19 protein-coding genes, 3 rRNA genes and 1 pseudogene are annotated in these 26,007 nt (G+C 70.6%); 7 read left to right on the forward strand and 16 right to left on the reverse strand.

All coding sequences use genetic code 11. From position 1 onward, the window contains the following. The first annotated feature begins 42 nt into the window (after nucleotides 1–42). Both AC0VYN_RS25525 and AC0VYN_RS25530 read left to right on the forward strand, forming a co-directional pair. On the forward strand, nucleotides 43–1,425 hold the full coding sequence (locus AC0VYN_RS25525; RefSeq protein ID WP_475532849.1) for an FAD-binding oxidoreductase: 1,383 nt from the start codon (nucleotides 43–45) through the stop codon (nucleotides 1,423–1,425). 66 nt (nucleotides 1,426–1,491) lie between these two features. After that, complete coding sequence (locus tag AC0VYN_RS25530; protein WP_475532850.1) at nucleotides 1,492–3,189, forward strand: PucR family transcriptional regulator; 1,698 nt, start codon at nucleotides 1,492–1,494, stop codon at nucleotides 3,187–3,189. On the opposite strand, the gene AC0VYN_RS25535 is transcribed toward AC0VYN_RS25530, so the two are convergent. The 6 genes from AC0VYN_RS25535 to AC0VYN_RS25560 form a co-directional block, all read right to left on the reverse strand. Beyond that, on the reverse strand, nucleotides 3,186–4,334 hold the full coding sequence (locus AC0VYN_RS25535; RefSeq protein WP_475532851.1) for a glycosyltransferase family 4 protein: 1,149 nt from the start codon (nucleotides 4,332–4,334) through the stop codon (nucleotides 3,186–3,188). The two genes, AC0VYN_RS25530 and AC0VYN_RS25535, sit on opposite strands and share 4 nt — an antisense overlap. A 185-nt stretch (nucleotides 4,335–4,519) precedes the next feature. Next, nucleotides 4,520–5,284, reverse strand: a complete 765-nt coding sequence (locus tag AC0VYN_RS25540; protein ID WP_475532852.1) for a hypothetical protein — start codon at nucleotides 5,282–5,284, stop codon at nucleotides 4,520–4,522. Nucleotides 5,285–5,479: 195 nt separating this feature from the next. Further along, nucleotides 5,480–7,198: a DNA repair protein RecN gene (gene recN, locus AC0VYN_RS25545; RefSeq protein WP_475536989.1), complete on the reverse strand. Its 1,719-nt coding sequence runs from the start codon at nucleotides 7,196–7,198 to the stop codon at nucleotides 5,480–5,482. A gap of 163 nt (nucleotides 7,199–7,361) precedes the next feature. Continuing rightward, a complete protein-coding gene (locus AC0VYN_RS25550) occupies nucleotides 7,362–8,267 on the reverse strand; it encodes an NAD kinase (protein WP_385468327.1) in 906 nt (301 codons plus the stop codon). Beyond that, nucleotides 8,264–9,079 carry a hemolysin gene (locus AC0VYN_RS25555; protein ID WP_475532853.1) on the reverse strand — a complete coding sequence of 272 codons (816 nt, stop codon included), beginning with the start codon at nucleotides 9,077–9,079 and terminating at the stop codon, nucleotides 8,264–8,266. Before AC0VYN_RS25555 ends, AC0VYN_RS25550 begins: the two co-directional genes overlap by 4 nt. Before the next feature lie 7 nt (nucleotides 9,080–9,086). Next, nucleotides 9,087–9,398, reverse strand: a complete 312-nt coding sequence (locus AC0VYN_RS25560; RefSeq protein ID WP_385468333.1) for a hypothetical protein — start codon at nucleotides 9,396–9,398, stop codon at nucleotides 9,087–9,089. A 42-nt stretch (nucleotides 9,399–9,440) separates the two neighbouring features. On the opposite strand from AC0VYN_RS25560, the gene AC0VYN_RS25565 reads away from it, so the two are divergent. Further along, nucleotides 9,441–9,788, forward strand: a complete 348-nt coding sequence (locus AC0VYN_RS25565; RefSeq protein WP_385468336.1) for a sterol-binding protein — start codon at nucleotides 9,441–9,443, stop codon at nucleotides 9,786–9,788. 6 nt (nucleotides 9,789–9,794) lie between these two features. Here the strand turns inward: AC0VYN_RS25565 and AC0VYN_RS25570 are convergent, their stop codons facing one another. The 4 genes from AC0VYN_RS25570 to AC0VYN_RS25585 form a co-directional block, all read right to left on the reverse strand. Next, nucleotides 9,795–10,679: an ABC transporter ATP-binding protein gene (locus tag AC0VYN_RS25570; protein WP_385468340.1), complete on the reverse strand. Its 885-nt coding sequence runs from the start codon at nucleotides 10,677–10,679 to the stop codon at nucleotides 9,795–9,797. After that, nucleotides 10,676–11,713: a FecCD family ABC transporter permease gene (locus tag AC0VYN_RS25575; RefSeq protein WP_475532854.1), complete on the reverse strand. Its 1,038-nt coding sequence runs from the start codon at nucleotides 11,711–11,713 to the stop codon at nucleotides 10,676–10,678. Before AC0VYN_RS25575 ends, AC0VYN_RS25570 begins: the two co-directional genes overlap by 4 nt. Next, nucleotides 11,710–12,753, reverse strand: coding sequence for a FecCD family ABC transporter permease (locus tag AC0VYN_RS25580; protein WP_475532855.1), 1,044 nt, complete (start codon nucleotides 12,751–12,753; stop codon nucleotides 11,710–11,712). The genes AC0VYN_RS25575 and AC0VYN_RS25580 overlap by 4 nt, the downstream gene beginning before the upstream one ends. 103 nt (nucleotides 12,754–12,856) lie before the next feature. Continuing rightward, a complete protein-coding gene (locus tag AC0VYN_RS25585) occupies nucleotides 12,857–13,888 on the reverse strand; it encodes an HAD hydrolase-like protein (RefSeq protein WP_386926765.1) in 1,032 nt (343 codons plus the stop codon). A 72-nt stretch (nucleotides 13,889–13,960) separates the two neighbouring features. Between AC0VYN_RS25585 and AC0VYN_RS25590 the strand changes: the two genes are divergently transcribed. Further along, nucleotides 13,961–15,253 (forward strand): DUF1015 domain-containing protein, encoded by a 1,293-nt coding sequence (locus AC0VYN_RS25590; protein WP_475532856.1) that lies wholly within the window; start codon nucleotides 13,961–13,963, stop codon nucleotides 15,251–15,253. A 63-nt stretch (nucleotides 15,254–15,316) separates the two neighbouring features. Here AC0VYN_RS25590 and AC0VYN_RS25595 read toward each other — a convergent pair whose 3' ends face one another. The 6 genes and pseudogenes from AC0VYN_RS25595 to AC0VYN_RS25620 all read right to left on the reverse strand — a co-directional run bounded on the left by AC0VYN_RS25595 (nucleotide 15,317) and on the right by AC0VYN_RS25620 (nucleotide 23,766). Then, the gene (locus AC0VYN_RS25595; RefSeq protein ID WP_475536990.1) at nucleotides 15,317–16,093 is read right to left on the reverse strand and encodes a tetratricopeptide repeat protein; all 777 of its coding nucleotides are present in this window, start codon (nucleotides 16,091–16,093) and stop codon (nucleotides 15,317–15,319) included. A 156-nt stretch (nucleotides 16,094–16,249) separates the two neighbouring features. Beyond that, a pseudogene (locus AC0VYN_RS25600) lies at nucleotides 16,250–17,041 on the reverse strand (hypothetical protein); the annotation flags it as partial. Nucleotides 17,042–17,414: 373 nt separating this feature from the next. Further along, nucleotides 17,415–17,531, reverse strand: a 5S ribosomal RNA gene (gene rrf, locus AC0VYN_RS25605). 104 nt (nucleotides 17,532–17,635) lie between these two features. Continuing rightward, nucleotides 17,636–20,756 (reverse strand): 23S ribosomal RNA (locus AC0VYN_RS25610). Between the two features lie 309 nt (nucleotides 20,757–21,065). Beyond that, nucleotides 21,066–22,591, reverse strand: a 16S ribosomal RNA gene (locus tag AC0VYN_RS25615). The 16S, 23S and 5S rRNA genes sit together here, the layout of an rRNA operon. Before the next feature lie 533 nt (nucleotides 22,592–23,124). After that, nucleotides 23,125–23,766 carry a DNA-3-methyladenine glycosylase gene (locus AC0VYN_RS25620; protein ID WP_475532857.1) on the reverse strand — a complete coding sequence of 214 codons (642 nt, stop codon included), beginning with the start codon at nucleotides 23,764–23,766 and terminating at the stop codon, nucleotides 23,125–23,127. Between the two features lie 145 nt (nucleotides 23,767–23,911). Here AC0VYN_RS25620 and AC0VYN_RS25625 point away from each other — a divergent pair, with 145 nt between their 5' ends. From AC0VYN_RS25625 to AC0VYN_RS25635, 3 genes are all read left to right on the forward strand, one after another. Then, nucleotides 23,912–24,694 carry a sporulation protein gene (locus AC0VYN_RS25625; RefSeq protein WP_475532858.1) on the forward strand — a complete coding sequence of 261 codons (783 nt, stop codon included), beginning with the start codon at nucleotides 23,912–23,914 and terminating at the stop codon, nucleotides 24,692–24,694. Nucleotides 24,695–24,743: 49 nt separating this feature from the next. Then, a complete protein-coding gene (locus AC0VYN_RS25630) occupies nucleotides 24,744–25,283 on the forward strand; it encodes a YbhB/YbcL family Raf kinase inhibitor-like protein (RefSeq protein ID WP_475532859.1) in 540 nt (179 codons plus the stop codon). Nucleotides 25,284–25,491: 208 nt separating this feature from the next. Further along, on the forward strand, nucleotides 25,492–25,998 hold the full coding sequence (locus tag AC0VYN_RS25635) for an HNH endonuclease (protein ID WP_385467537.1): 507 nt from the start codon (nucleotides 25,492–25,494) through the stop codon (nucleotides 25,996–25,998). The last annotated feature ends 9 nt before the right edge of the window (nucleotides 25,999–26,007 follow it).

Here is a 26,007-nt window from a genome sequence, read left to right on the forward strand (position 1 = left end):
GGCTGAAGACAGACACCATCCCCTTTCCGGAAGGGGGCGGCCATGGCTTCCCTCTCGACGGCGGGTGCGGCGACGGCCGCGCTGCACGAGGAACTCACCGGCGAGGTCTTCACCCCCGGTGACCCGGGCTACGACGAGGCCCGTACCGTCCACAACGCCATGATCGACCGGCGGCCCGCCGTGATCGCCCGGTGCGCGGACGAGGACGACGTGGTGCGGGCCGTGCGCTTCGGCAGAGAACGGGACCTGCCCATCGCGGTGCGCGGCGGCGGTCACAGCGTGTCGGGCCAGGCCCTCAACGACGGCGGTCTGGTGATCGACCTGCGTCTGATGCACGAGGTGACGGTCCACCCCGCGGCCGGGGCGGTACGGGTCGGCGGCGGGGCGACGATGAGCCATCTGGACCGCGCCACCCAGCCGCACGGCCTCGCCACCACCGGCGGTCGCGTCTCCACCACCGGCGTCGGCGGCTTCGTGCTGGGCGGCGGCACGGGCTGGCTGGACCGCTGGTGCGGACTGGCCGTGGACAATCTGCTCGGCGTGGAACTGGTCACCGCCGACGCCCAGCGGATCCGGGCCGACGCCCACGAGAACCCGGACCTCTTCTGGGGGCTGCACGGCGGCGGCGGGAACTTCGGCATCGCCACCGCGCTCACCCTGAGACTGCACGAGCTGCCCGAGTTCTCCATCGCCCTGCTGCTCTACCCGCCGGAGTCCGGCGGGCAGGTCGTCCGCACCTTCCGCGACGTGATCGAGTCGGGTCCGGACGAGGCGGGCGGCGGCGTCATCTACCTCACCGGCCCGCCCGTGGACTTCGTCCCGCCGCACCTGGTGGGCACCCTGCAGTGCGCGGTGCTCCTCACCTACGCCGGCCCGGAGGCGGACCTGCGCAAGATCGCCGAGCCGCTGCTGGCGCTGCCGCACGAGGCCGAGGTCGTCGGCCCGATCCCGTACGCCGACCTGCAGTGCATGATCGACGACCCGCCGGGGATGCGGAACTACTGGTCGGCCGAGTACCTGACGGGGCTCCCCGACGAGGTGGTGGACCTGTACTGCGCCCGCGCGGGCTCCATGCCCGTACCGAGCGGCACTCAGCACGCCCTGTTCCCGCAGGGCGGCGCGATCGCCGCCGGGCCGTCCGCCCACCCGGTGCCCTACCGCGACGCCCCGTGGGCGGTGCACCCCTTCGGGGTGTGGGAGGACCCGGCCGACGACGAACGAGGCGTCCAGTGGGTGCGGGACGTCCGCGCGGACGTCCGGCCGTGGAGCACCGGGGCGGTGTACCTCAACTTCATCGGCGACGAGGGCGCGGACCGGGTGGTGGCCGGGCTGGGCACCGAGAACACCCGCAGGCTCGCGGAGCTGAAGCGGCACTACGACCCGGACAACGTGTTCCGGTTCAACCACAACATCCCGCCCGCGTGAGGCCCACGCGCGGGACGCCTGCCCGCGACGTGCCCGCAGGCGCCCCGCGCGGGTAGCGTCCGGCCCATGGACAGCGGCAACCTCAACAGCGGCGACGGCACCAGGGACGCCGGATACGGGACACGGGGCACCGGGATCACCGTGCAACGCGCCCTGGAACTCCCCGGGTTGCGCAGCGGCCTGCCGGAGGTCCTCGCCGGCGCCGACCGCCTGGACCGCACCGTGCGATGGGTGCACGCGGGCGAGGTGCCCAACATCGCCTCCCTCCTCAAGGGCGGCGAGCTCCTGCTGACCACGGGCTACGGCCTCGGCACCCGCCCCGCCGAGCAGCGGGCGTTCGTCCGCACCCTCGCCGAACGCGGCATCGCGGCGCTGGTCGTGGAGCTGGGCCCGCGCTTCGCCCGGCTGCCCGCGACCCTGGTGGACACCGCCCGCGCGGCCGGGCTGCCGCTGGTCCAGCTGCACCGGGAGGTGCCGTTCGTGACGGTCACCGAGGAGATCCACACCGAGATCGTCAACGGCCACTACGCGCTGCTCCAGCGGGCCGAGGAGTTGCACCGCCGCTGCACGGGGGCCCTGCTGGGCGGCGGCGGGGTGCCTCAGGTGCTCGGCATCCTGGCCGAGTTCGGCGACAACCCGGTCTTCCTGGAGACGAGCGACGGCCGCCTGCTGTACGCCGCCGGTGCCGGCCCCGAGGGCGCCGACCCCCTTCAGGTGTGGGAGGGGCTGCGGGGCCAGCACAAGGAGACCCCGCCCCCGGCGGGCTCGGTCCTGGTCGACGTGCCCGGCGGCGGCCCCGGCGCCGGGTCGGTGCGCGCCCGGCTGGTCCTGCTGCCCGTACGGTCCCCGCTGGCGCCGGTGCACCGGATGGCGGCGGAACGGGCGGCCGGCGTCCTCGCCGTGGTGCTGATGCAGGCCCGGCAGGAGGAGGAGCTGGCGGCGCGCGGGCGCGGCGACTTCCTCACCGACCTCGCCGAGGGCCGGATCACGGCGGAGGACGCCCCGGCGCAGGCCCGCGTCCTGGGCTTCAAGCCGGGCGGCAGCCCGCTGCTGCCGGTGGTGATGCGGCTCGGCGACACCCTCGCCCCCGCCGGCGGCGGCTGGGCGGTGCTGGCCCGCGCGGTCGGTGAGGAACTGGCGTCGGTCGGGGTGCCGGTCCTGCTGGGCGTGCGGCCGGTGGAGGGCCGGGTGCCGCTCCTGCTGGGCCTGCGCTCGGAGGCGGAGCGGGCGGCGGTCGCCGACCGGGTCGCGGCGGCGCTGCGGGCGGGCGTGGAGCGGGCCGGGATGCAGCGGCCGGGAGCGCACCCGCCGGTCGTGGTCGTCGGGGTGGCCGGGGGCTGGGCGGCGGCGTCGGCCGGTCTGCGGCACGCCGCGGAGACGGCGACCGCGGCCCAGGGCCTCGGCGACCGGCCGTGGTACGACGCCCGGCGCCTCGACATCGACCTGCTGCTGTGGCGGCTGCGTGACGATCCGGACCTGGCGGCGTTCGTCGGCCGGGCGATCGGCCCCCTCCAGGACCACGACAACCGCTCCAAGCCGCCGCTGCTGCCCACCCTCCAGACGTACCTGGCGCACGCGGGCCGCAAGGCGGAGACGGCGCGCGAACTCCATCTGAACCGGCAGACGCTGTACAACCGGCTGGCCCGGATAGGCGAGTTGCTGGGCACGGACCTCGACGACCCGCAGACCGTGCTGGCGTTGAGCCTGGCCCTGCGGGCACGCCGCCACGTGCCCTGGCGGAGCACGCCGGACGAAGGGCGCTAGAACAGCGGTGCGGGCCGGGTCAGTTCGTCGTAGACGCTGAGGACCTGGGCGACGGTCTCGTCCTCGGTCGGCCAGCCGGCCGCCTGCCGGGCGCCCCGGTCGCGCAGCGCCTCCCGCCGCTCGGCGTCGCCGAGCAGGCCGACGACGGCGTCGGCGAGTGCCCCGGCGTCCCCGGGCGGCACGAGTTCGGCGGCGTCGCCGACGAGTTCGGGGAGGCCGCCGGTGTCGGCGGCGACGAGCGGCAGGCGCGCGAGGAGTGCCTCCTGGGCGAGGACGGAGCGCCCCGCCCTCCGGTGGTCCGGCAGCAGCGCGAGGTCGGCGGCCGTCAGCAGGTCGGCGACGTCGTCGCGGCGGCCGATGAGGACGACCGGCAGCCCCTCGTCCTCGATCCGCCGCTGCAACTCCCCGCGCAGCGGCCCCTCTCCGGCCACGACGACCAGCGGCGCGGGGTCGAGACGGCGCCACGCCCGCGCGGCGCCGAGCAGGACGTCGTATCCCCGGTGCGGTTCCAGGGAGCCGACCGCGATCAGCAACGGGCGGCCGACGGCTCCCAGTTCGGCCCGGATCTTGGAGCGCGTCCGGTCGGGTTCCTCCGGGCCGGCGACCTGGCGGGGGCGGCCGGGGAGCGCGACGGACCCGAGCCGAGCGTCCCGTGCACCGGTCCGCCGGGCCCGGTCGACCAGGCCCGGGGTGGCGCCGAGCACCACGCCGGCGGACCGCATCACCCGCCGTTCCAGCACCCGCAGCAGGTGGGCGCGCGCCCCCTCGGCGTGGGCCCGGTCGTGCCAGGTGACGACCAGCGGGGTGGGGGTCCGGCGCCCGCCGAGGGCCAGCACGGCGCGGAAGGAGGCGTGCAGCCCGTGCGCGTGCACCAGGTCCGCGTCGGCGCACACCGACCGCAGCGCCGCCACGGAGACGGGGTCGCTGCTGCGCGGTACGTGCACGTGGTCGGCTCCGGCGCCGGTGAAGTCGTAGGTGCGTTCCGCCTCGGCGGGGGCGCACACCGTGACCTTCACGCCCCGCGCGACGAGCCCCGCGGCCAGCGAGCGCACGTGCGCGCTGCTTCCGGCGTTGCCTCCGCCCAGCACCTGCACGGTGCGCAGCGGCGCCGGGCCGAGCGGTGAGTGGCTGCTCACGGGGGTCACGTGAACCGGGACTCCTGGTTCATCGGGGGGGACGGTCACGAAGAACGTACAGAAGGATGGTGCGGCCGGGGCGCGCCGCACGGCTCCCTGCGCGTCACTCCGTCAAGGATGCCAGCACGTACGGGTGTTCCGGGAACGACGATCCCCGCGCGCACGCGACGACGGGGCAACGGAACAGGACCGGTTCACTCACACGAGTGACATGCCAGCGCGCTCACCCGGTCCCCGCACACCGCCGCGGCCACCAGCGCGACGGCGTGCGCGGCGAGTCCCGGCCTGCGGCTGCCCATCACGACTGCGGCGCCCAGGGCCGCGCCCAGCGCGTGCGCCCCCGTGTCGCCGAGCATCGTGCGCGCGGCGAGGTCGTCGGGCAGGACGGCCGCGGCGGCTCCCATCGCGGCGGCGGCCGTCTCGGCTCCGGGCCCCGGCCGCAGCAGGCCCGGCGCTCCGAGCGCGAGGACCACCGCGGCGGCCCTGCCGGGGCGTACGTCCACGAGGTTGACGAGGTGCGCGGCCCCGGCGATCACCACACCGGCGAGCACCTTGTCCAGCGGCCGCGGCTTCATCACCGCACCCGCGAGGAGCCCGGCCCCGCAGATCCCGAACAGCTTCACCGCCCCGCTGGTGACCTCGCCGCCCCGCAGTGCCGCCAGGTGGGCCCGGAACCCGCGCCGGGGGTCCTGGGCCCCCGCGACGTCGTCGTAGGCCCCGCAGGCGCCGGCGGCGAGCACGGCGAGTCCGGCGGCGGGCCGCACCCGGCCGGCGCCTACGGCCGCCGCCACGGCGGACGCGGGTCCGGCGTACAGCCCGACGGCCCGCCCGGCGTGGTTCCCGCGCTCCCAGCGGTCCCGGCCGCCCGGTGCCGTGGTCCGCAGCGCGGTCAGGCCGGTCCGGGCGACGGCGGCGGCGAGCGCGAGGGAGGCACCGGTCCGGCGGCTGCGGTTGATCATCCGGCCACCCTACGGGACCCCCGGCGGGCGCCCCGGGCGGCGCGAAGCCCGCCCGGACCGGCCTCACCGCGCCCGGCGGGGCGGGCGGGGGGCGGTCACCGCGCCCGGACGGACCCGCCGGCGCGGCACCCGCCCACGAGGCCGTCCCCCGCGGCACCGGCGGTCACTCCCGCGCCCGGCGTCCGCGGGTTCGCCCTACGCGTCGTCGCGCGCCGTCGCGAGCAGTTCCTCCGCGTGGGCGCGGGCCGTTTCCGAGTCCTCCTGGCCTGCGAGCATCCGGGACAGCTCCTTGATCCGCTCCTCGCCCTCGAGGACCTTCACCCCGGAGCGGGTCACCGAGCCGTCGTTCGTCTTCTCCACCAGGAGCTGCCGGTCGGCGAACGCCGCCACCTGCGGCAGGTGCGTGACCACGACGACCTGCGCGGTCCTCGCGAGCCGCGCCAGGCGCCGCCCGATCTCCACCGCCGCCTTGCCGCCGACGCCGGCGTCGACCTCGTCGAAGAGGTACGTCGGCACGGGGTCGGTGCCCGCGAAGACGACCTCCACGGCCAGCATCACGCGCGACAGCTCACCGCCGGAGGCGCCCTTGGCGATGGGCCGGGGCGGCGCGCCCGGGTGCGGGGCGAGCAGCAGCTCCACCTCGTCGGCGCCCGACGGCCCGTACGCGACGGTACGACCGCCGACCTCCACGCCCTGCGGGTCCTCGGTCTGCCGGACGTCGAACGACACGCGCGCGTGCGGCATGGCGAGCGAGGCCAGCTCGGCGGTCACCGCGGCGGCGAACCGCTCGGCGGCCTCCGTCCGCGCGTCGGTCAGCGCCTGTGCCAGCCCGCCCAGCTCCGCCCGGAGCGCGTCCCGCTCCGCGGTCAGCTCGCCGATCCGCTCGTCGTCGCCGTCCAGCTCGGTCAGCCGCGCGGCGCTCTGCTCGGCCCAGGTCAGCACGGCGGTCACGTCCTCGCCGTACTTCCTGGTCAGCGCGGTGAGCGCGGCCCGCCGCTCCTCGACCGCCGCCAGCCGCAGCGGGTCGGCGTCCAGATCGTCGGCGTACCCCGCCAGGTCCCCCGCCACGTCCCGCAGCAGGATGCCGACCTCGCCGATCCGCTCGGCGAGCGCGGCGAGCGCCGGGTCGTGCGACCGGACGGCGTCCAGGGCCCGCTGCGCACCCGCGACGAGCGTCGCCGCGTCCACGCCCTCGGGGTCCTCCGGATCGCCCGCCAGCGCGGCGTGCGCGGCCGTCGCGGCCGACGCCAGCGCCTCGGCGTGCCCGAGCCGCTCCGCCTCCTCCGCCAGCTCCGCGTCCTCGCCGGCGCGCGGTTCGACGGCCGCCACCTCGTCGAGGCCGTAGCGCAGCAGGTCGGCTTCCTGGGCGCGCTCACGCGCCCGTGTGGTGATCTCGTTCAGCTCGGACGCGACGGCCCGGAGCCGGCGGTAGGCCTCGGCGTACTTGGCGAGCGGCCCGGCGACCGCGTCCCCCGCGTACCGGTCCAGGGCCTGCCGCTGCCGGGACTGCTTCAGCAGCCCCTGCTGGTCGGTCTGCCCGTGCACGGCCACCAGCTCGTCGGCGAGCTCGGCGAGCATGCCCACGGGCACGGACCGCCCGCCCAGATGCGCGCGTGAACGCCCCTCGGCGGACACGGTACGGCTGATCAGCAGGGCCCCGTCGTCCAGCTCGGCCCCGGCCTCCTCGGCCCGCACGGCCGCCGCGGCGTCACCGGGCACGGCGATCCGCCCCTCGACGACCGCGTTCTTGGCCCCGATCCGTACCAGCGCCGCGTCCGCGCGCCCGCCCAGGAGCAGCCCGAGGCTCGTGACCACCATGGTCTTGCCCGCGCCCGTCTCACCCGTGACAGCGGTGAACCCCGGCGACAGCTCGACAACGGCATCGTCGATGACTCCGAGCGACCGTATCCGCATCTCCTCCAACACGAACACGACCTTACGAGGTCCGGGGCGGGGAGCGCACACAGGCCGCCCGTGTCACCCCGGGCCGGCGCGCCCTCCGGGGCGCGGGGAACTGCGCGATCGGCCGGGAACCACCCGTGGCCGCCGTCGGGCCGGAACCACCCCATCGGGTCCGCTAGTGCGGCGCCCCGCGCCACCCGGACACCGGCAGGGCGAACTTGGCGACCAGCCGGTCCGTGAACGACGCGTGGTGCAGCCGGGCCAGCCGCACCGGCACCGCCCCCCGGCGCACCTCCACGCGGGCCCCGGGCGGCAGCTCCACCGTCCGCCGCCCGTCGCACCACAGCACGCCCGGCGGGATGTGCGGCAGCACCTCCACCGCGAGCACCGAGTCGGGCGAGGTCACCAGCGGCTTCGCGAACAGCGCGTGCGCGCTGATCGGCACCATGAGCAGCGCCTCGACCTCGGGCCACACCACCGGTCCCCCCGCGGAGAAGGCGTATGCCGTCGATCCGGTCGGCGTCGACAGCACGATGCCGTCGCAGCCGAACCCCGTCACCGGCCGCCCGTCGATCTCCAGCACGACCTCGAGCAGCTTCTCGGCACCGGCCTTCTGCACGGCGGCCTCGTTCAGCGCCCAGTCGGTGTGCACGATGTCGCCGTTGCGGTGCACGACGACGTCGACGGTCATGCGCTCCTCGACCTCGTACGCCCGGTTCACCACCCGGTCGACGACCTTGTCGAGGTCGTCCCGCTCGGCTTCGGCGAGGAAGCCGACCCGGCCGAGGTTGACGCCGAGCATCGGCACTCCGGAGGCGCGGGCGAACTCGGCGCCGCGCAGCAGCGTCCCGTCACCGCCCAGGACGATGAGCAGCTCGCACCCGTCGAGGCACTGCGGGGTGGCCTCGCCGACCAGCTCCACCTCGTCCGGCAGCGGCAGGTCGCGCGCCTCGGCCTCCAGGACGCGTACGCCGATCCCGGCGAGCAGCAGGCCCTTGACCACGAGCTCGGCGCTGCGGATGGCCGCGGGCCGCCCGGTGTGGGCGAGCAGGAAAACAGTACGAGCTCGGTTCTCTGTCAACGCGGCCCCTCCGCCACTGCACGGTCAACGTCGGCCGGGTCCAGTTCACCGGCCCCGGCCCGCAGCCACAGAAAGTACTCGACGTTCCCGGAGGGACCCGGCAGCGGACTGGCGGTGACCCCCTTCACACCGAGCCCCAGGTCCCAGGCCCGCCGGGCGACACCCCGTACGGCCTCGGCCCGCAGCTGCGCACTGCGTACCACTCCCCCGCTGCCCAGCCTCTCCTTGCCCACCTCGAACTGCGGCTTCACCATCATCACCAGGTCGGCGTCCGGCCGCGTGCACCGCACCAGGGCGGGCAGCACCAGCCCGAGCGGGATGAAGGACAGATCTCCCACGACCAGATCCACCGGCTCTCCGTCGATCGCGTCCAGCGTCAACTCGCGTACGTTCGTACGGTCCTTGACGGTGACGCGTTCATCCCGTTGGAGAGACCACGCGAGCTGCCCGTACCCGACGTCCACGGCGACGACATGTGCGGCGCCCGCCCGCAGCAGGACGTCGGTGAAGCCGCCGGTGGAGGCGCCGGCGTCGAGCGCGCGCCTCCCCTCGACGGCGAGGCCCCGCGGTACGAACGCCGACAGGGCGCCGGCGAGCTTGTGGCCGCCGCGCGAGACGTAGTCGGGGTCGCCGTCGTCCTGGGTGACGACGATGGCCGCGGCGGTCTCCACCTGGGTGGCGGGCTTGGTCGCGACGGTCCTGCCGACGCTCACCCGCCCGGCGGCGATCAGCTGGCTGGCATGCTCGCGCGAGCGCGCCAGCTTGCGGCGGACCAGCTCCGCGTCGAGACGGCGGCGTGCGACTCCTGCCACGTTCGGTTCAGCTCCTGTGTTCGTGCGGCCGTGGGGGCACCGGAGGTCCCGGGCGGGCGTCGAGCGCGGTGAGCGCGTCGCGCAGCCCCCGGTGTACATCCTCGTACACCGCGACGTGGCCGTCGGTGGCGAGGTGGTCGGCGTCGGCCAGGCGGCGCAGCGCGGCGTCCACCTCGGCGTCGCCGGTCGCGGTGCGGGGGACGCCCAGGGGCGCGGGGGCGGCCGGGTCGTGCGCGGGCGCCGCCTCCTGCTGCCCGGCCTCGGCCGCGGCACCGGCGGTGGCCTCCTGGAACCCCGTCTCCGGGACTGCGTCGCTCATGCCCCGACGCTACCGCGAACCGCTGCGGTACGGTCTGTCCCGATGGCGACGACTGAGGAGTGCCGTGCCGCACTCGAAAAGCTCTCGGACAGCATGGGCGGTGCCGAAGGGGACCTGCGGTCGGCGACGGCTTTGGACCGCTCGGTGAGCTGCCACATCACCGACCTGGACATCACCTTCGCGGGCCGCATGGCGGACGGCCGGATCGACGTGCGCGAGACCCTCGAGGGGCCGCCGCGCGAGAAGGCCGAGATCAGACTGGCGATGACCGGCGACGACCTGGTGGCCCTGGTCGACGGCGAGCTGAACTTCGCCAAGGCGTGGGGTTCGGGCCGGGTGCGGCTGGAGGCGGGTCTGCGTGACCTGTTCCGCCTCCGGAAGCTTCTGTGACCGCCGTCAGGACGCCTTGGTCGCCGACACCTTCTCCCGCTCGGCGCCGCCCGTGACGCGTGCCTTGCGCGCGGCCGGCACCACCAGCGGCGTGCCCGTCTCCGGGTCGTCGATGATCTGGCAGCGCAGTCCGAAGACCTCCTCGACCAGTTCGGCCGTGACGATGTCGTTCGGCGCCCCCTCCGCGATGACCTCGCCGCCCCGCAGGGCGATGAGGTGGGTGGCGTACCGGGCGGCGTGGTTGAGGTCGTGCAGGACGGCCACCAGGGTGCGGCCCTGGGTCTCGTGGAGCTCCGCGCACAGGTCAAGGACGTCGATCTGGTGCTGGATGTCCAGGTAGGTCGTCGGCTCGTCGAGCAGCAGCAGCGGGGTCTGCTGAGCGAGTGCCATGGCGATCCACACGCGCTGGCGCTGACCGCCGGAGAGCTCGTCGACGTACCGGTCGGCGAGTTCGGTGATGCCGGTCTGGGCCATCGACTCCCGGACGACGCGCTCGTCCTCGGCCGACCACTGGCGCAGCAGGCCCTGGTGCGGGTAGCGGCCCCGGCCCACCAGGTCGCCGACGGTGATGCCGTCGGGCGCGATGGACGACTGCGGCAGCAGGCCGAGGGTCCGGGCGACCTGCTTGGCGGGCATCGACTGGATGACCGACCCGTCCAGGAGCACCCGGCCCCGGGCCGGCTTGAGCATCCGCGACAGGGCGCGCAACAGGGTCGACTTGCCGCAGGCGTTGGGACCGACGATCACCGTGAAGGAGTTGTCGGGTATCTCCACCGACAGCTGCTCGGCGATGACCCGCTGGTCGTAGGCGAGGGTGACGTTCTCGGCGGACAGACGGTTCACGAGGCTCCCTTGGTTGTTCAGTCCGCCGGCGGCGGCGTCGGCGCTCATATCCTGCCCGCCCTGCGCTCGGTGACCAGCAGCCACAGCAGGTAGACACCGCCGACGACACCGGTGACGACGCCCACGGGCAGCTGGTCGGCGCCGAAGGCCCGCTGCGAGACCCAGTCGGCGCCGACCAGCAGGGCGGCACCCATGCACAGCGACGGCAGCAGGTTGGGCCCGGGCGAGCGGGTCAGGCGCCGGGCGAGCTGCGGCGCGGTGAGCGCGACGAAACTGACCGGCCCGGCGGCGGCGGTCGCGGCGGCGGTGAGCAGCACGGCGGCCACCATCAGCAGCATCCGCACCCGCTCGACGCGCACCCCGAGGGCGTACGAGACGTCGTCGCCCATCTCCATCAGCCGCAGCGCCCGGCCGTTGGCGAGGACGAGCGGCACGAGCACCGCGCACAGCGCCAGCAGCGGCCACACCTGGGCCCAGTCACGGCCGTTGAGGGACCCGGTCATCCAGACGACGGCCCGGGCGGCATCGACGATGTCGGCCCGGGTCATCAGGTAGCCGTTGACCGCGGTGACGATCGCGGACATGCCGATGCCGACCAGGACCAGCCGGTAGCCGTGCACCCCGCGCTTCCAGGCGAGGACGTAGATGCCGATGCCGGTCACCAGGCCGCCCGCGAGCGCGCCGGCGGTGACCTGGGTGGCGGTTCCGGAGAACAGGACGATCATCACGAGGGCGCCGGCCGTCGCTCCCTGGCCGAGGCCGAGGACGTCCGGACTGCCCAGCGGGTTGCGCGAGATGGCCTGGAACAGGGCGCCGCCCAGCCCCAGCGCGGCACCGACCAGCAGCCCGACCAGGACCCGCGGCAGCCGCAGTTCGTCGACGATGAACTCCTGGCTGGGGTTGCCGTCGCCGAGCAGGGTCTTCAGCACGTCCCCGGCGGGTATCTCGAACTCGCCGGTGCCGATCAGCAGGACGCTCGCGGCGAGCGCGACGACCAGCAGCAGGGCGACGACGACCACGGCCCGGACGTCGAGGCGCAGCGACAGCCCTCCCGGACTCCGTACCGCACGATGGGTCCTCACAGCTGCGCCGTCCTCCGTCGTCGTACGAGAAAGATGAACACCGGTCCGCCGAGGACCGCGGTGACGATGCCGACCTGGAGCTCCGAGGGCCGCGCGACGATCCGGCCGAGCACGTCCGCGCCGAGCAGCAGCACGGGCGACAGGATCGCGGCGTACGGCAGGATCCAGCGCAGGTCCGGCCCGGTGAAGGACCGCACGATGTGCGGGACCATCAGGCCGACGAAGACGATCGGCCCGCAGGCGGCGGTCGCGGCCCCGCACAGCACGGTGGCGGCGAGCATGGCCAGCGCCCGGGTGCGGTTCAGGTTGGCGCCGAGCGCCTTGGCCGTGTCGTCGCCCATCTCCATGGCGTTGAGCGGCCGGGCCAGCGCGAGGGCGAGGACCGTGCCGACGGCGAAGAACGGCAGCACCTCCTTGATGGTCCCGTTCGTCGCCGAGGACAGCGAACCGACGGTCCAGAAGCGCATCCGGCCCAGTGCCGCGTCGTCCATGATCATGACGGCCTGGAGGTAGCCGAAGAGCGCGGCGCTGATCGCGGTGCCGGCCAGCACCAGCCGCACCGGCGTGGCACCCCGGCTGCCGCCCAGGAACCACACCAGCGCGCCCACGCCGGCCGCGCCGAGGAAGGCGAACCAGACGTAGCCGGTCAGTGAGGTGACGCCGAGGAAGGTGATGGCCGTGACGACCGCCGCCGAGGCCCCCGCGTTGATGCCGAGCAGGCCGGGGTCGGCCAGCGGGTTGCGGGTGAGCGCCTGGAGCACGGCCCCGGCGAGGCCGAGCGCGGCGCCGGCCAGCAGACCGAGCGCGGTCCGCGACAGCCGCTCGCCCACCACGACGTCGCCGTAGGTGCCCGAGTCGTGGAACAGGCCGTGCCAGACCTGCGCCAGCGACAGGTCCTTCGCGCCGACCGCGATGCTCGTCATCGCGATCAGCACCAGGACCGCCGCGGAGACGGGCAACCCAACGGCACGGAGCGCACGGCGCTTCGGGGGCGCGGGGGCGGTCTCCGCGCGCTGTTCGGGGGGACTGTCGACCAACACGCAGTTAGGTTAGCCTACCCTGCCAATCGATCACGATCCCGAGGACGCCACCGCGGCACCGCCCGGCCGGGCCACTTCCCTCCTTCCAGCGCCCGACCCCGGCTCACAGCCCGAGCCGCGCCAGCGCCTTGCCCCCGTCCAGCGTGCATCCGTTCTCCCCGCCCGCCGTCCAGGCCGCCGCGCACAGCGCGCGCAGACCGTCCAGCGCCTCGCCGTCGCCGTCCAGCTCCAGCCGTTCGTCGCCCGCGGTCGCCGTCCAGCCGCCGCAGCGGAACCCGCCGTCCGCGTCCCCCGTGACCTCCGGCTGCCCGGTGAGCAGTCCGCGCAGGTCGGCGTCCACGTACGTCGGCCGGTGCTGCGGGGGCGCGGCCAGCAACTGGCGGCCGTCGGTCACGCCGGTCAGGACGAGCAGCGAGTCGACGTCCCCGTTGAACGCGCCCTCGATGTCGGTGTCCAGCCGGTCCCCGACCACCAGGGGCCGCTTCGCGCCGGTCCGCAGGATCGTCTCCCGGTGCATGGGGGGCAACGGCTTCCCCGCGACCTGGGGGTCGGCCCCGGTGGCGATCCGCACGACCTCCACCGCCGCCCCGTTGCCCGGCGCGATCCCCCGGGCACCCGGGATCGTGAGGTCGGTGTTGGAGGCGTACCACGGCACGCCCCGCGCGATCGCGTAGCACGCCTCGGCGAAGCGTCCCCACGGCAGCTCGGGCCCGCCGAAGCCCTGCACCACGGCCGCGGGGTCGTCGTCCGCCGACTCGACCGGCTCGAGCCCGCGCTCGCGCAGCGCGACGCGCAGCCCCTCCCCGCCGATCACCAGCACCCGCGCGCCCGACGGCACCTGCTCGGCGATCAGCCGCGCGACCGCCTGCGCCGAGGTGATGACGTCGCCCGCGTCCGTCGGTATGCCCAGTTCACTCAGGTGCGCGGCGACCGCGTCGGGCGTCCGCAGCGCGTTGTTCGTGACGTACGCCAGGTGCATGCCGCCCGATCCGGCCGTGGCGAGGGACTCCACCGCGTGCGCGATCGCGTTCCCCCCGGCGTACACCACGCCGTCCAGGTCCAGCAGCGCCGTGTCGTACGCCTCGCTCAGGCCCCGGTCGCTGCCGTCGGGGCTCGTCCTGACGCTGCGGCCCATTGCGCATCGCTCCTCTTCGTTCGCCTTTCCCCCGATCATCCCTCATGGCACCGTCACACGTACGATGCCGGGATGGATACTGCGGGTCACCCGGAAGCAACGGCGCCCCGGGGCCTGGAACTCACCCCGTTCCGAGGCCTCCGTTACGACCCCGACCGGGTCGGCAGTCTGGCCGCCGTGACATCCCCTCCGTACGACGTCGTGGTCCGCCCCGACGGGCTGCTCCATCTCGAGTCCGCCGACCCGTACAACATCGTCCGGCTGATCCTGCCCCAGGCCGCCACGCCGGAGGCCCGCAACGAGCAGGCCGCCGACACGCTGCGCCGCTGGCGGTCCGAGGGCGTCCTCACCGCCGACGCGGAACCGGGCCTGTACGTGTACGAGCAACGCGACGGTACGGGCCTGCTGCAGCGCGGCATCATCGGCGCCCTGCGGGTGTCCGACCCCGCGGACGGGGTGGTGCTGCCGCACGAGGACGTCATGTCGCGGGTCGTCGCCGACCGCGCGGCGCTGATGCGGGCCACGTCGGCGAATCTCGAGCCGCTGCTGCTGACCTACCGGGGCAACGGCGCGACGGCGGCGACGACCACCGTCGTGGAGCGCGCCGCCGGCCGGCCGCCACTCCTGTCGACGACCACGGAGGACGGCTTCTCCCACCGCCTGTGGTCGCTGACCGATCCGGACGACGTGGCCCGTGTCCGGGCCGAACTGGCGGAGCACCAGGCGCTGATCGCCGACGGTCACCACCGCTGGGCGACCTACCGCAAGCTCCGCGCGGAGCACCCCTCCCCCAGTCCCTGGGACCACGGCCTCGTCCTACTGGTCGACACGGCCCGCTATCCGCTCCGGGTCCGTGCCATCCACCGCCTGCTGCACGGCCTGCCGGTGAGCGAGGCGGTGGCGGCCCTGGACGGCCACTTCCGCGTCCGGCGCCTGGAAATCCCCCTGCCCGAGGCCCTGAACGCCCTGGCGGAGGCGGCCGGCGCGGGCAACGCGTTCCTGCTCGCCGGCGACGGCGCCTTCCACCTGGTCGACCGGCCGGACGCGGGCCTGCTGGCCCGCACGGTCCCCACCGGCCGGCCCGAGGCCTGGCGCACCCTGGACGCGACCGTCCTGCACGCCACGCTCCTCGCCCACGTCTGGCACGTCCCCGAGGATTCCGCGGCGCACATCTCGTACATCCACGACACGGCGGCCACGGTCGAGAAGGCGGAACACGACGGGGGTACCGCCGTACTGATGCACCCCGTGCGCGAGGAGGTCGTCCGCGACCTGGCCCGGCAGGGTGTCACGATGCCCCGCAAGTCGACGTCGTTCGGCCCGAAGCCGGCGTCGGGACTGGTGCTGCGCGCGCTGGATCTGTGACCCGGCATGACGAAGGGGCGGGACCGTGTGCCGGTCCCGCCCCTTCGTCATGCCTCGTGGACGTCAGTCCTTCCGGCCGTCCTCGCCGTCCTCGCCGTCCTCTACGTCGTCGTGGGACGGACCGTCGACGTCGCTCCGGCGGGCGTCGTCGTCCTCGCGCTCGTCAAGGGCGTCCACGAACTCCACCCCGTCCAGCTCGGCGAGGCGGTCGGAGGCGTCCGTGCTGCTGTCCCGGTCGGACTCCACGGCCTTGGCGAACCACTCCCGTGCCTCGCGTTCCCGGCCGGCGGCGAGCAGCGCGTCCGCGTAGGCGTACCGCAGTCTCGCGGTCCACGGCTGGACGGAGTTGGAGGCCAGCTCGGGGCTCTGCAGCGTCACGATGGCCGCGTCCAGCTGGCCCATGTCGCGCCGGGCGCCGGCCGCGACGAGCCGCATCTCGACCTGCCCGGCCTTGTCCAGCTTCTGCACCTCGGGGGCACCGGCCATGTCCAGCGCCTTCTCCGGGCGGCCGAGGCCGCGCTCGCAGTCGGCCATGACCGGCCACAGCTCCACGGTGCCGGTCATCCGCCGGGCGGCCCGGAACTCGGCCAGGGCCTCGCCGTACTTCTGGTTGGCGTACGCGGCGAAACCGCCGGCCTCGCGCACAGCGGCCACACGTGACGCCAGTCGCAGGGCCACCTTGGAGTAGCCGTACGCGGCCTCCGGGTCCTCGTCGAGGAGCCGGGCCACCATCACCAGGTTCCTGGCGACGTCCTCCGCGAGCGTCTTGGGCAGGCTCTGCAGTTCCTGCCGTACGTCCTTGTCGATCTCCTCGCCGGTGACGTCGTCCGGGATCGGCAGCCGCTTGATCGGCTCCCGGTCGCGGTCACGGTCGCGCTCCTCGCGGAAGCGACCGCCGCCGCCCTGCCGGTCGTCGCGTCCGCGGAAGCCACCGGGCCGGCCGCCGCGGTCGTCGCGACGGGGACCGCGTCCGCCGCGGTCGTCCCGGTCCCGGAACCCGCCACGGTCGCCACCACGGCTGTCGTCGCGCCGCCCGAAGCCACCACGGTCGTCACGCCGGTCGTCCCGACGGAAGCCGGGACGGTCGCCACGGTCGTCCCGGCGGTCGTCACGACGGAAGGACGGACGGTCCCCCCGGTCGTCCCCCCGGTCGTCACGCCGGTCGTCCCGACGGAAGGACGGACGATCGCCACGGTCGTCGCGACGGAAGGACGGACGGTCGCCGCGGTCACCGCGGTCGTCACGCCGGTCGTCCCGACGGAAGGACGGACGATCGCCACGGTCGTCGCGACGCTCGTCACGACGGAAGGACGGACGGTCCCCCCGGTCGTCACGCCGGTCGTCCCGACGGAAGGACGGACGGTCGCCGCGGTCGTCACGACGGAAGCCGCCACGCTCGTCGCGCCGCGGACCACGGTCGTCCCGCTGCCCGTACCCACCACCGCGGTTGTCGTCACGGCGGAAGCCGCCGCGGTCACCGCGATCGTCACGACGGTCATCCCGGCGGAAGTCACTGCGCGGCCCGCGGTCGTCACTCCGCCGGTCGTCGCGCCGGCCGAAGCCACCACGCTCACCGCGGTCATCGCGACGCTCGTCGCGGCGGAAGACGGGACGGTCTCCGCGGTCACCCCGGTCGTCCCGACGGAAGGACGGACGGTCGCCGCGGTCGTCACGACGGTCGTCACGACGGAAGCCGCCACGGTCGTCGCGCCGCGGGCCACGGTCACGGCCGTCGCGACGCCCGTATCCGCCACCGCGGTTGTCGTCGCGGCGGAAGCCGCCACGGTCGCCGCGATCGTCCCGACGGTCACCGCTGCGGTCACCGCTGCGGTCATCACGGCGGTCGTCGCGGCGGTCATCCCTGCGGAAGCCGCCCCGATCGCGGTCGCCGCCCTCACGGCGGCCGTAGCCGCCGCGGTCGTCGCGACGGAAACCGCCGCGGTCGCCGCGCTGACCGCCACGGTCACCGCGGTCCCCACTGTCCCGTCGCCGCTGGTCGCGCTCCGGTCGATCGTCGGGAGAGTTGGTGGACATCGGTGACTCCTGTCTTCGGTACCGCAAAATCATTTTCGCGCACCGGGTACCCGGTGCGCCCTGGAAAAACGAAAGGACCCCTGGTCCCCAGCTGAACGCTGGGGACCAGGGGTCCTTCCCAAAGATTGTTCGGCGGCGTCCTACTCTCCCACAGGGTCCCCCCTGCAGTACCATCGGCGCTGTAAGGCTTAGCTTCCGGGTTCGAAATGTAACCGGGCGTTTCCCCTACGCTATGACCACCGAAACCCTAATGGTTTCGAGCGAACAAGCACACTCTTCAATTGTGCGTTCTACTCAAAGCCGGCAACGGTCGTTGCCTCAGAACTAACACAGTGGACGCGAGCAACTGAGGACAAGCCCTCGGCCTATTAGTACCGGTCACCTCCACACCTCACGGTGCTTCCAGATCCGGCCTATCAACCCAGTCGTCTACTGGGAGCCTTACCCCATCAAGTGGGTGGGAGTCCTCATCTCGAAGCAGGCTTCCCGCTTAGATGCTTTCAGCGGTTATCCCTCCCGAACGTAGCCAACCAGCCATGCCCTTGGCAGGACAACTGGCACACCAGAGGTTCGTCCGTCCCGGTCCTCTCGTACTAGGGACAGCCCTTCTCAAGACTCCTACGCGCACAGCGGATAGGGACCGAACTGTCTCACGACGTTCTAAACCCAGCTCGCGTACCGCTTTAATGGGCGAACAGCCCAACCCTTGGGACCGACTCCAGCCCCAGGATGCGACGAGCCGACATCGAGGTGCCAAACCATCCCGTCGATATGGACTCTTGGGGAAGATCAGCCTGTTATCCCCGGGGTACCTTTTATCCGTTGAGCGACGGCGCTTCCACAAGCCACCGCCGGATCACTAGTCCCGACTTTCGTCCCTGCTCGACCCGTCGGTCTCACAGTCAAGCTCCCTTGTGCACTTACACTCAACACCTGATTGCCAACCAGGCTGAGGGAACCTTTGGGCGCCTCCGTTACTCTTTAGGAGGCAACCGCCCCAGTTAAACTACCCATCAGACACTGTCCCTGATCCGGATCACGGACCCAGGTTAGACATCCAGCACGACCAGACTGGTATTTCAACGACGACTCCACCCATACTGGCGTATGGACTTCAAAGTCTCCCAGCTATCCTACACAAGCCGAACCGAACACCAATATCAAACTGTAGTAAAGGTCCCGGGGTCTTTCCGTCCTGCTGCGCGAAACGAGCATCTTTACTCGTAGTGCAATTTCACCGGGCCTATGGTTGAGACAGTCGAGAAGTCGTTACGCCATTCGTGCAGGTCGGAACTTACCCGACAAGGAATTTCGCTACCTTAGGATGGTTATAGTTACCACCGCCGTTTACTGGCGCTTAAGTTCTCAGCTTCGCCCCACCGAAATGGAGCTAACCGGTCCCCTTAACGTTCCAGCACCGGGCAGGCGTCAGTCCGTATACATCGCCTTACGGCTTCGCACGGACCTGTGTTTTTAGTAAACAGTCGCTTCTCGCTGGTCTCTGCGGCCACACCCAGCTCAGAGTGCAAGACTCGTCACCAGACGTGGCCCCCCTTCTCCCGAAGTTACGGGGGCATTTTGCCGAGTTCCTTAACCATAGTTCACCCGAACGCCTCGGTATTCTCTACCTGACCACCTGAGTCGGTTTAGGGTACGGGCCGCCATGAAACTCGCTAGAGGCTTTTCTCGACAGCATAGGATCATCCACTTCACCACAATCGGCTCGGCATCAGGTCTCAGCCACAAGTGCGACGGATTTGCCTATCGCACGGCCTACACCCTTACCCCGGGACAACCACCGCCCGGGATGGACTACCTTCCTGCGTCACCCCATCACTCACCTACTAACCGCTTGGTTCAGCGGCTCCACCACTTTCCTTTCCCCGAAGGGTCCGGAACGGCTTCACGGCCTTAGCATCACGATGCTCGATGTTTGACGCTTCACAGCGGGTACCGGAATATCAACCGGTTATCCATCGACTACGCCTGTCGGCCTCGCCTTAGGTCCCGACTTACCCTGGGCAGATCAGCTTGACCCAGGAACCCTTAGTCAATCGGCGCAAACGTTTCTCACGTTTGTATCGCTACTCATGCCTGCATTCTCACTCGTCAACCGTCCACAACTACCTTCCGGTGCTGCTTCACCCGGCAGACGACGCTCCCCTACCCATCACAGCGCCCGTTGGGGCTACATGCTGCAATGACACGACTTCGGCGGTACGCTTGAGCCCCGCTACATTGTCGGCGCGGAATCACTAGACCAGTGAGCTATTACGCACTCTTTCAAGGGTGGCTGCTTCTAAGCCAACCTCCTGGTTGTCTGTGCGACTCCACATCCTTTCCCACTTAGCGTACGCTTAGGGGCCTTAGTCGATGCTCTGGGCTGTTTCCCTCTCGACCATGGAGCTTATCCCCCACAGTCTCACTGCCGTGCTCTCACTTACCGGCATTCGGAGTTTGGCTAAGGTCAGTAACCCGGTAGGGCCCATCGCCTATCCAGTGCTCTACCTCCGGCAAGAAACACACGACGCTGCACCTAAATGCATTTCGGGGAGAACCAGCTATCACGGAGTTTGATTGGCCTTTCACCCCTAACCACAGGTCATCCCCCAGGTTTTCAACCCTGGTGGGTTCGGTCCTCCACGAAGTCTTACCTCCGCTTCAACCTGCCCATGGCTAGATCACTCCGCTTCGGGTCTTGAGCGTGCTACTGAAACGCCCTGTTCGGACTCGCTTTCGCTACGGCTTCCCCACTCGGGTTAACCTCGCAACACACCGCAAACTCGCAGGCTCATTCTTCAAAAGGCACGCAGTCACGAGACATCAGCAAGCTGATGTCCGACGCTCCCACGGCTTGTAGGCACACGGTTTCAGGTACTATTTCACTCCGCTCCCGCGGTACTTTTCACCATTCCCTCACGGTACTATCCGCTATCGGTCACCAGGGAATATTTAGGCTTAGCGGGTGGTCCCGCCAGATTCACACGGGATTTCTCGGGCCCCGTGCTACTTGGGTGTCTCTCAAACGAGCCGCTGATGTTTCGACTACGGGGGTCTTACCCTCTACGCCGGACCTTTCGCATGTCCTTCGCCTACATCAACGGTTTCTGACTCGTCCTGTCGCCGGCAGACGACAGAAGAGAGATCCCACAACCCCCACGACGCAACCCCTGCCGGGTCTCACACGTCGTAGGTTTGGCCTCATCCGGTTTCGCTCGCCACTACTCCCGGAATCACGGTTGTTTTCTCTTCCTGCGGGTACTGAGATGTTTCACTTCCCCGCGTTCCCTCCACACTGCCTATGTGTTCAGCAGCGGGTGACAGCCCATGACGACTGCCGGGTTTCCCCATTCGGAAACCCCCGGATCAAAGTCTGGTTGACGACTCCCCGGGGACTATCGTGGCCTCCCACGTCCTTCATCGGTTCCTGGTGCCAAGGCATCCACCGTGCGCCCTTAAAAACTTGGCCACAGATGCTCGCGTCCACTGTGCAGTTCTCAAACAACGACCAACCACCCATCACCCCGGGACAACATCCCGAGTGCACTGGGGCCGGCACCGAAGACCCAGCCATACGGCCGTGCCCTCAGACACCCAACAGCGTGCCCGACACCCTCGCCACCCGATCCCGTTCCACGCCGAAGCAGTACTAGGAGACCGAGCTGGTCAAGTGTGCCGAGTAGTCAACGTTCCACCCATGAGCAACCAGCATCAGACATTCGCTGATGTACTGGCCTCTGACCTCACCCCGAAGGACTCGGTAAGAAGTGCTCCTTAGAAAGGAGGTGATCCAGCCGCACCTTCCGGTACGGCTACCTTGTTACGACTTCGTCCCAATCGCCAGTCCCACCTTCGACAGCTCCCTCCCACAAGGGGTTGGGCCACCGGCTTCGGGTGTTACCGACTTTCGTGACGTGACGGGCGGTGTGTACAAGGCCCGGGAACGTATTCACCGCAGCAATGCTGATCTGCGATTACTAGCGACTCCGACTTCATGGGGTCGAGTTGCAGACCCCAATCCGAACTGAGACCGGCTTTTTGAGATTCGCTCCACCTCGCGGTATCGCAGCTCATTGTACCGGCCATTGTAGCACGTGTGCAGCCCAAGACATAAGGGGCATGATGACTTGACGTCGTCCCCACCTTCCTCCGAGTTGACCCCGGCGGTCTCCCGTGAGTCCCCAGCACCACAAGGGCCTGCTGGCAACACGGGACAAGGGTTGCGCTCGTTGCGGGACTTAACCCAACATCTCACGACACGAGCTGACGACAGCCATGCACCACCTGTACACCGACCACAAGGGGGGCACTATCTCTAATGCTTTCCGGTGTATGTCAAGCCTTGGTAAGGTTCTTCGCGTTGCGTCGAATTAAGCCACATGCTCCGCCGCTTGTGCGGGCCCCCGTCAATTCCTTTGAGTTTTAGCCTTGCGGCCGTACTCCCCAGGCGGGGCACTTAATGCGTTAGCTGCGGCACGGACAACGTGGAATGTTGCCCACACCTAGTGCCCACCGTTTACGGCGTGGACTACCAGGGTATCTAATCCTGTTCGCTCCCCACGCTTTCGCTCCTCAGCGTCAGTATCGGCCCAGAGATCCGCCTTCGCCACCGGTGTTCCTCCTGATATCTGCGCATTTCACCGCTACACCAGGAATTCCGATCTCCCCTACCGAACTCTAGCCTGCCCGTATCGACTGCAGACCCGGGGTTAAGCCCCGGGCTTTCACAACCGACGTGACAAGCCGCCTACGAGCTCTTTACGCCCAATAATTCCGGACAACGCTTGCGCCCTACGTATTACCGCGGCTGCTGGCACGTAGTTAGCCGGCGCTTCTTCTGCAGGTACCGTCACTTTCGCTTCTTCCCTGCTGAAAGAGGTTTACAACCCGAAGGCCGTCATCCCTCACGCGGCGTCGCTGCATCAGGCTTTCGCCCATTGTGCAATATTCCCCACTGCTGCCTCCCGTAGGAGTCTGGGCCGTGTCTCAGTCCCAGTGTGGCCGGTCGCCCTCTCAGGCCGGCTACCCGTCGTCGCCTTGGTGAGCCATTACCTCACCAACAAGCTGATAGGCCGCGGGCTCATCCTGCACCGCCGGAGCTTTCGAACGTCACAGATGCCTGTGACGGTCAGTATCCGGTATTAGACCCCGTTTCCAGGGCTTGTCCCAGAGTGCAGGGCAGATTGCCCACGTGTTACTCACCCGTTCGCCACTAATCCCCACCGAAGTGGTTCATCGTTCGACTTGCATGTGTTAAGCACGCCGCCAGCGTTCGTCCTGAGCCAGGATCAAACTCTCCGTGAATGTTTACTCGGCCAGTGAATTAACACCGCCGGTGCGACACACACGGGAGCGGAACAGTCGGAGGAATGATCCGACCGTTCACAGCGTCCTCGCTGTGTTTTTTCAAAGGAACCTCGTCCCAGCCTGACGGCCGGAGACGGGGTATCAACATATCTGGCGTTGACTTTTGGCACGCTGTTGAGTTCTCAAGGAACGGACGCTTCCTTTGTACTCACCCTCTCGGGCTTTCCTCCGGGCGCTTCCCTTCGGTCTTGCGTTTCCGACTCTATCAGATCTTTTCTGACCCGATTCCCGGTCGGCGGGACTTGTCAAGGACTTCGGACTTTCGTCCGTCGGCCTTTCGACATTCACTACGTTAGCCGATCTCCCTGCCGACTCATAATCGAGCCGACCGGTTCGAATTCGGACGTGCGAACACGTCGAAATCCGCCCCGCCAGGGGAATCGTTGTAGTGGGTTGGCCGCTCCGGCTGCAGGCGAACGCCGTACCCGGTCCAGCGGCTCGGGCCACGTTACGCGCCTCGGAGGGGAGAGTCAACTCCGGCGGCGCCGGGGCACATGCGCCCGGTACGGACTGACCGTCGGGTCGTCCGCGACCCAGTAGCGCCAGGGGTGGACGCCGCCCTCGCCGGCCACGCCGGTGCGCGGGCCGTTGCGTACCCGGCCGCGCGGCACGGGGGCTCCGGTGAGTATCCGCAGCGGGGTGTCCTCGTCGGTGCACGCGTCCGTGCCGTTCAGGGCGCGGTCCACGCCGAGGGCGGTGGCCAGGCGGGCCGGGCCCTTGGCCAGCTCCTTGTCGTTGCGGGCCGAGAGGCGGCGGGTGCGGGCCAGCTCGGCGCCCTCGACGATCTCGCCGGCACGCAGCAGGACCGCGCTCGACCTGCCCTCGGGACCGCAGACCAGGTTCATGCAGAACCACATGCCGTAGGTGAAGTAGACGTACACGTGTCCGGGGGGACCGAACATGACGTCATTACGGGGTGTGCGACCTCGGTAGGCGTGGGAACCGGGGTCGTTCTCGCCGTCGTAGGCCTCGACCTCCGTCAGGCGGACGGCGATCGGACCGTCCGGGGTGTTCCGCACGAGGGTGCGGCCCAGGAGGTCGGGGGCCACCTCGAGGACGGGCCGGTCGAAGAATTCCCGGGGCAGGGGCGTACGGTCGGGGGTCGCGATCATGCCGTCCGAGCGTAACGCAGGCGGCCCGGTTCGCAGGGGTGGTCAGCGGGCGCCCGCCTTGTCAGGGTGAGGGGCGCGGAACCGGTCACGGCCGGATCGCGTTTCAGGGATCAAGGGTTCACACACAGCCTGGAGAGGGAGAGACATGGCGTTCAAGAAGCTGCTCGCGAGCCTGGGGGCCGGCGGAGCTTCGGTGGAGACCGTGCTGAGTGAGGTCAACGTCGTTCCGGGCGGTGTCGTCCAGGGTGAGGTGCGGATCCAGGGCGGTTCCGTGGATCAGCGGATCGAGGGTCTGTCGGTCGGTCTGCAGGCCAAGGTCGAGGTCGAGAGCGGCGACCAGGAGTACAAGCAGGACATCGAGTTCACGAAGGTGCGGCTCGGCGGCGCCTTCGAGCTGAAGGCGCAGGCGGTGCATTCGGTGCCGTTCGGGCTGGAGATCCCCTGGGAGACGCCGGTCACGATGATCGACGGGCAGCCGCTGCGCGGGATGAACATCGGGGTCACGACCGAGCTGGAGATCGCTCGTGCCGTGGACTCGGGCGACCTGGACGCGATCAACGTGCACCCGCTGCCGGCGCAGAAGGCGATCCTTGACGCGTTCATCCAGCTGGGCTTCCGCTTCAAGAGCGCGGACATGGAGCGCGGTCACATCCGGGGTACACGGCAGCAGCTGCCGTTCTACCAGGAGATCGAGTTCTTCCCGCCGCAGCAGTACCGCGGGCTGAACCAGGTCGAGCTGAGCTTCGTTGCCGACGCGCAGGCGATGGACGTCGTGCTGGAGATGGACAAGAAGCCGGGTCTGTTCAGCGAGGGCAGCGACACCTTCCGGTCGTTCAAGGTGGGGCTGAACGACTACCAGGGGACCGACTGGGTGGCGTACCTCAACCAGTGGCTGTCGGAGGTCGGCAGCAAGCGGAACTGGTTCTGAACGATCTAGGCTCGGTCGTCTCAGCACCAAACGATCAGGAGGTACCGAGGTGACCGAGCTCAAGCGGCGTCCGCTCCCCCATGACTTCCACCCGCCCGTGCCGTCGTTCACGGTCACGAGTGACGACGTCCAGGAGGGGGCGGCGCTCAAGGAAGCCCAGGTCCACGCGGCCGGCAACACCTCGCCGCACCTGCGGTGGGAGGGCTTCCCCGCCGGGACCAAGAGCTTCGCCGTGACGTGCTACGACCCGGACGCCCCCACGGGCAGCGGCTTCTGGCACTGGGTGGTGTTCGACATCCCGGCCTCGGTGACCGAGCTGCCGGCGGGCGCCGGCAGCGGCTCGTTCGAGGGGCTGCCGAAGGGCGCGGTTCAGGCGCGCAACGACTACGGCAGCAAGGACTTCGGCGGTGCCGCCCCGCCGCCCGGGGACGGCCCGCACCGTTACGTCTTCACGGTGTACGCCGTGGACGAGGAGAAGCTCGGCCCGGACGCCGACGCGACACCCGCCGCCGTGGGCTTCAACCTGCGGTTCCACACGATCGGGCGTGCCCAGCTCGTCGGTGAGTACGAGGTGCCCGCCGGCAGCTGAGCAACCGAGCGTTCATGGAACGTTTGCCCGCCCCTGGTCTTGGAAGTGATCAGGGGCGGGCATTTTCGTTGCCGGGGGCCTGGGAGGGGATGCGGGGACGGCCCTCGTGGTGAGCGGCGGATATTGCGTTGTCCATCCCGGCGTGCCCGGCCAGAGTTGATCCCAGCCCGCCAGGGGGTGGGCCGGTGCACACGGGAGGTGGGCTGGTATGCGGGACACGCTGGTGCTGAACGCGAGCTTCGAGCCGCTGTCGACGGTGACGCTGAATCGAGCCGTCGTTCTGGTGCTCCAGGACAAGGCCGTCGTCGAGCAGGCCCACCCCGAGCTGCGCATGCGCGGAGCCGCGCTGGACATACCGGCGCCCCGGGTCATCAGACTGTGCCAGTACGTGCGGGTGCCCTTCCGAAGACGTGCGCCGTGGTCCAGGCGCGGTGTGTTGGTGCGGGACCGGCACCGCTGCGCGTACTGCGGCCGGCGGGCGACGACCGTGGACCACGTGGTGCCGAGGTCGCACGGCGGGCAGGACACGTGGCTGAACACGGTGGCGTCGTGCGCGGAGGACAACCACCGCAAGGCGAACCGGACTCCGGAGCAGGCGGGCATGCCGCTGCTGCGGACGCCGTTCGAGCCGACGCCGGCCGACGCGATGCTGCTGGCGCTGGCGCGAGACGACTTCGCAGCGCTGCCGGAGTGGCTGGTGCTGGACGCGGCGTAGAGCGTCCGC

The organism is Streptomyces sp. 63XJN7_1_ISO-PGPR-S23-121 (assembly GCF_056173025.1).

Bases quoted from the DNA above. Each gene is read 5' to 3' on its own strand.
- AC0VYN_RS25620 (WP_475532857.1), bottom strand. From the start codon at position 23,766: ATGATCGCGACCCCCGACCGTACGCCCCTGCCCCGGGAATTCTTCGAC.
- AC0VYN_RS25590 (WP_475532856.1), top strand. From the start codon at position 13,961: ATGGATACTGCGGGTCACCCGGAAGCAACGGCGCCCCGGGGCCTGGAA.
- AC0VYN_RS25570 (WP_385468340.1), bottom strand. From the start codon at position 10,679: ATGAGCGCCGACGCCGCCGCCGGCGGACTGAACAACCAAGGGAGCCTC.
- AC0VYN_RS25635 (WP_385467537.1), top strand. From the start codon at position 25,492: ATGCGGGACACGCTGGTGCTGAACGCGAGCTTCGAGCCGCTGTCGACG.
- AC0VYN_RS25530 (WP_475532850.1), top strand. From the start codon at position 1,492: ATGGACAGCGGCAACCTCAACAGCGGCGACGGCACCAGGGACGCCGGA.
- AC0VYN_RS25585 (WP_386926765.1), bottom strand. From the start codon at position 13,888: ATGGGCCGCAGCGTCAGGACGAGCCCCGACGGCAGCGACCGGGGCCTG.
- AC0VYN_RS25560 (WP_385468333.1), bottom strand. From the start codon at position 9,398: ATGAGCGACGCAGTCCCGGAGACGGGGTTCCAGGAGGCCACCGCCGGT.
- AC0VYN_RS25525 (WP_475532849.1), top strand. From the start codon at position 43: ATGGCTTCCCTCTCGACGGCGGGTGCGGCGACGGCCGCGCTGCACGAG.
- AC0VYN_RS25540 (WP_475532852.1), bottom strand. From the start codon at position 5,284: ATGATCAACCGCAGCCGCCGGACCGGTGCCTCCCTCGCGCTCGCCGCC.
- recN (WP_475536989.1), bottom strand. From the start codon at position 7,198: ATGCGGATACGGTCGCTCGGAGTCATCGACGATGCCGTTGTCGAGCTG.
- AC0VYN_RS25565 (WP_385468336.1), top strand. From the start codon at position 9,441: ATGGCGACGACTGAGGAGTGCCGTGCCGCACTCGAAAAGCTCTCGGAC.
- AC0VYN_RS25625 (WP_475532858.1), top strand. From the start codon at position 23,912: ATGGCGTTCAAGAAGCTGCTCGCGAGCCTGGGGGCCGGCGGAGCTTCG.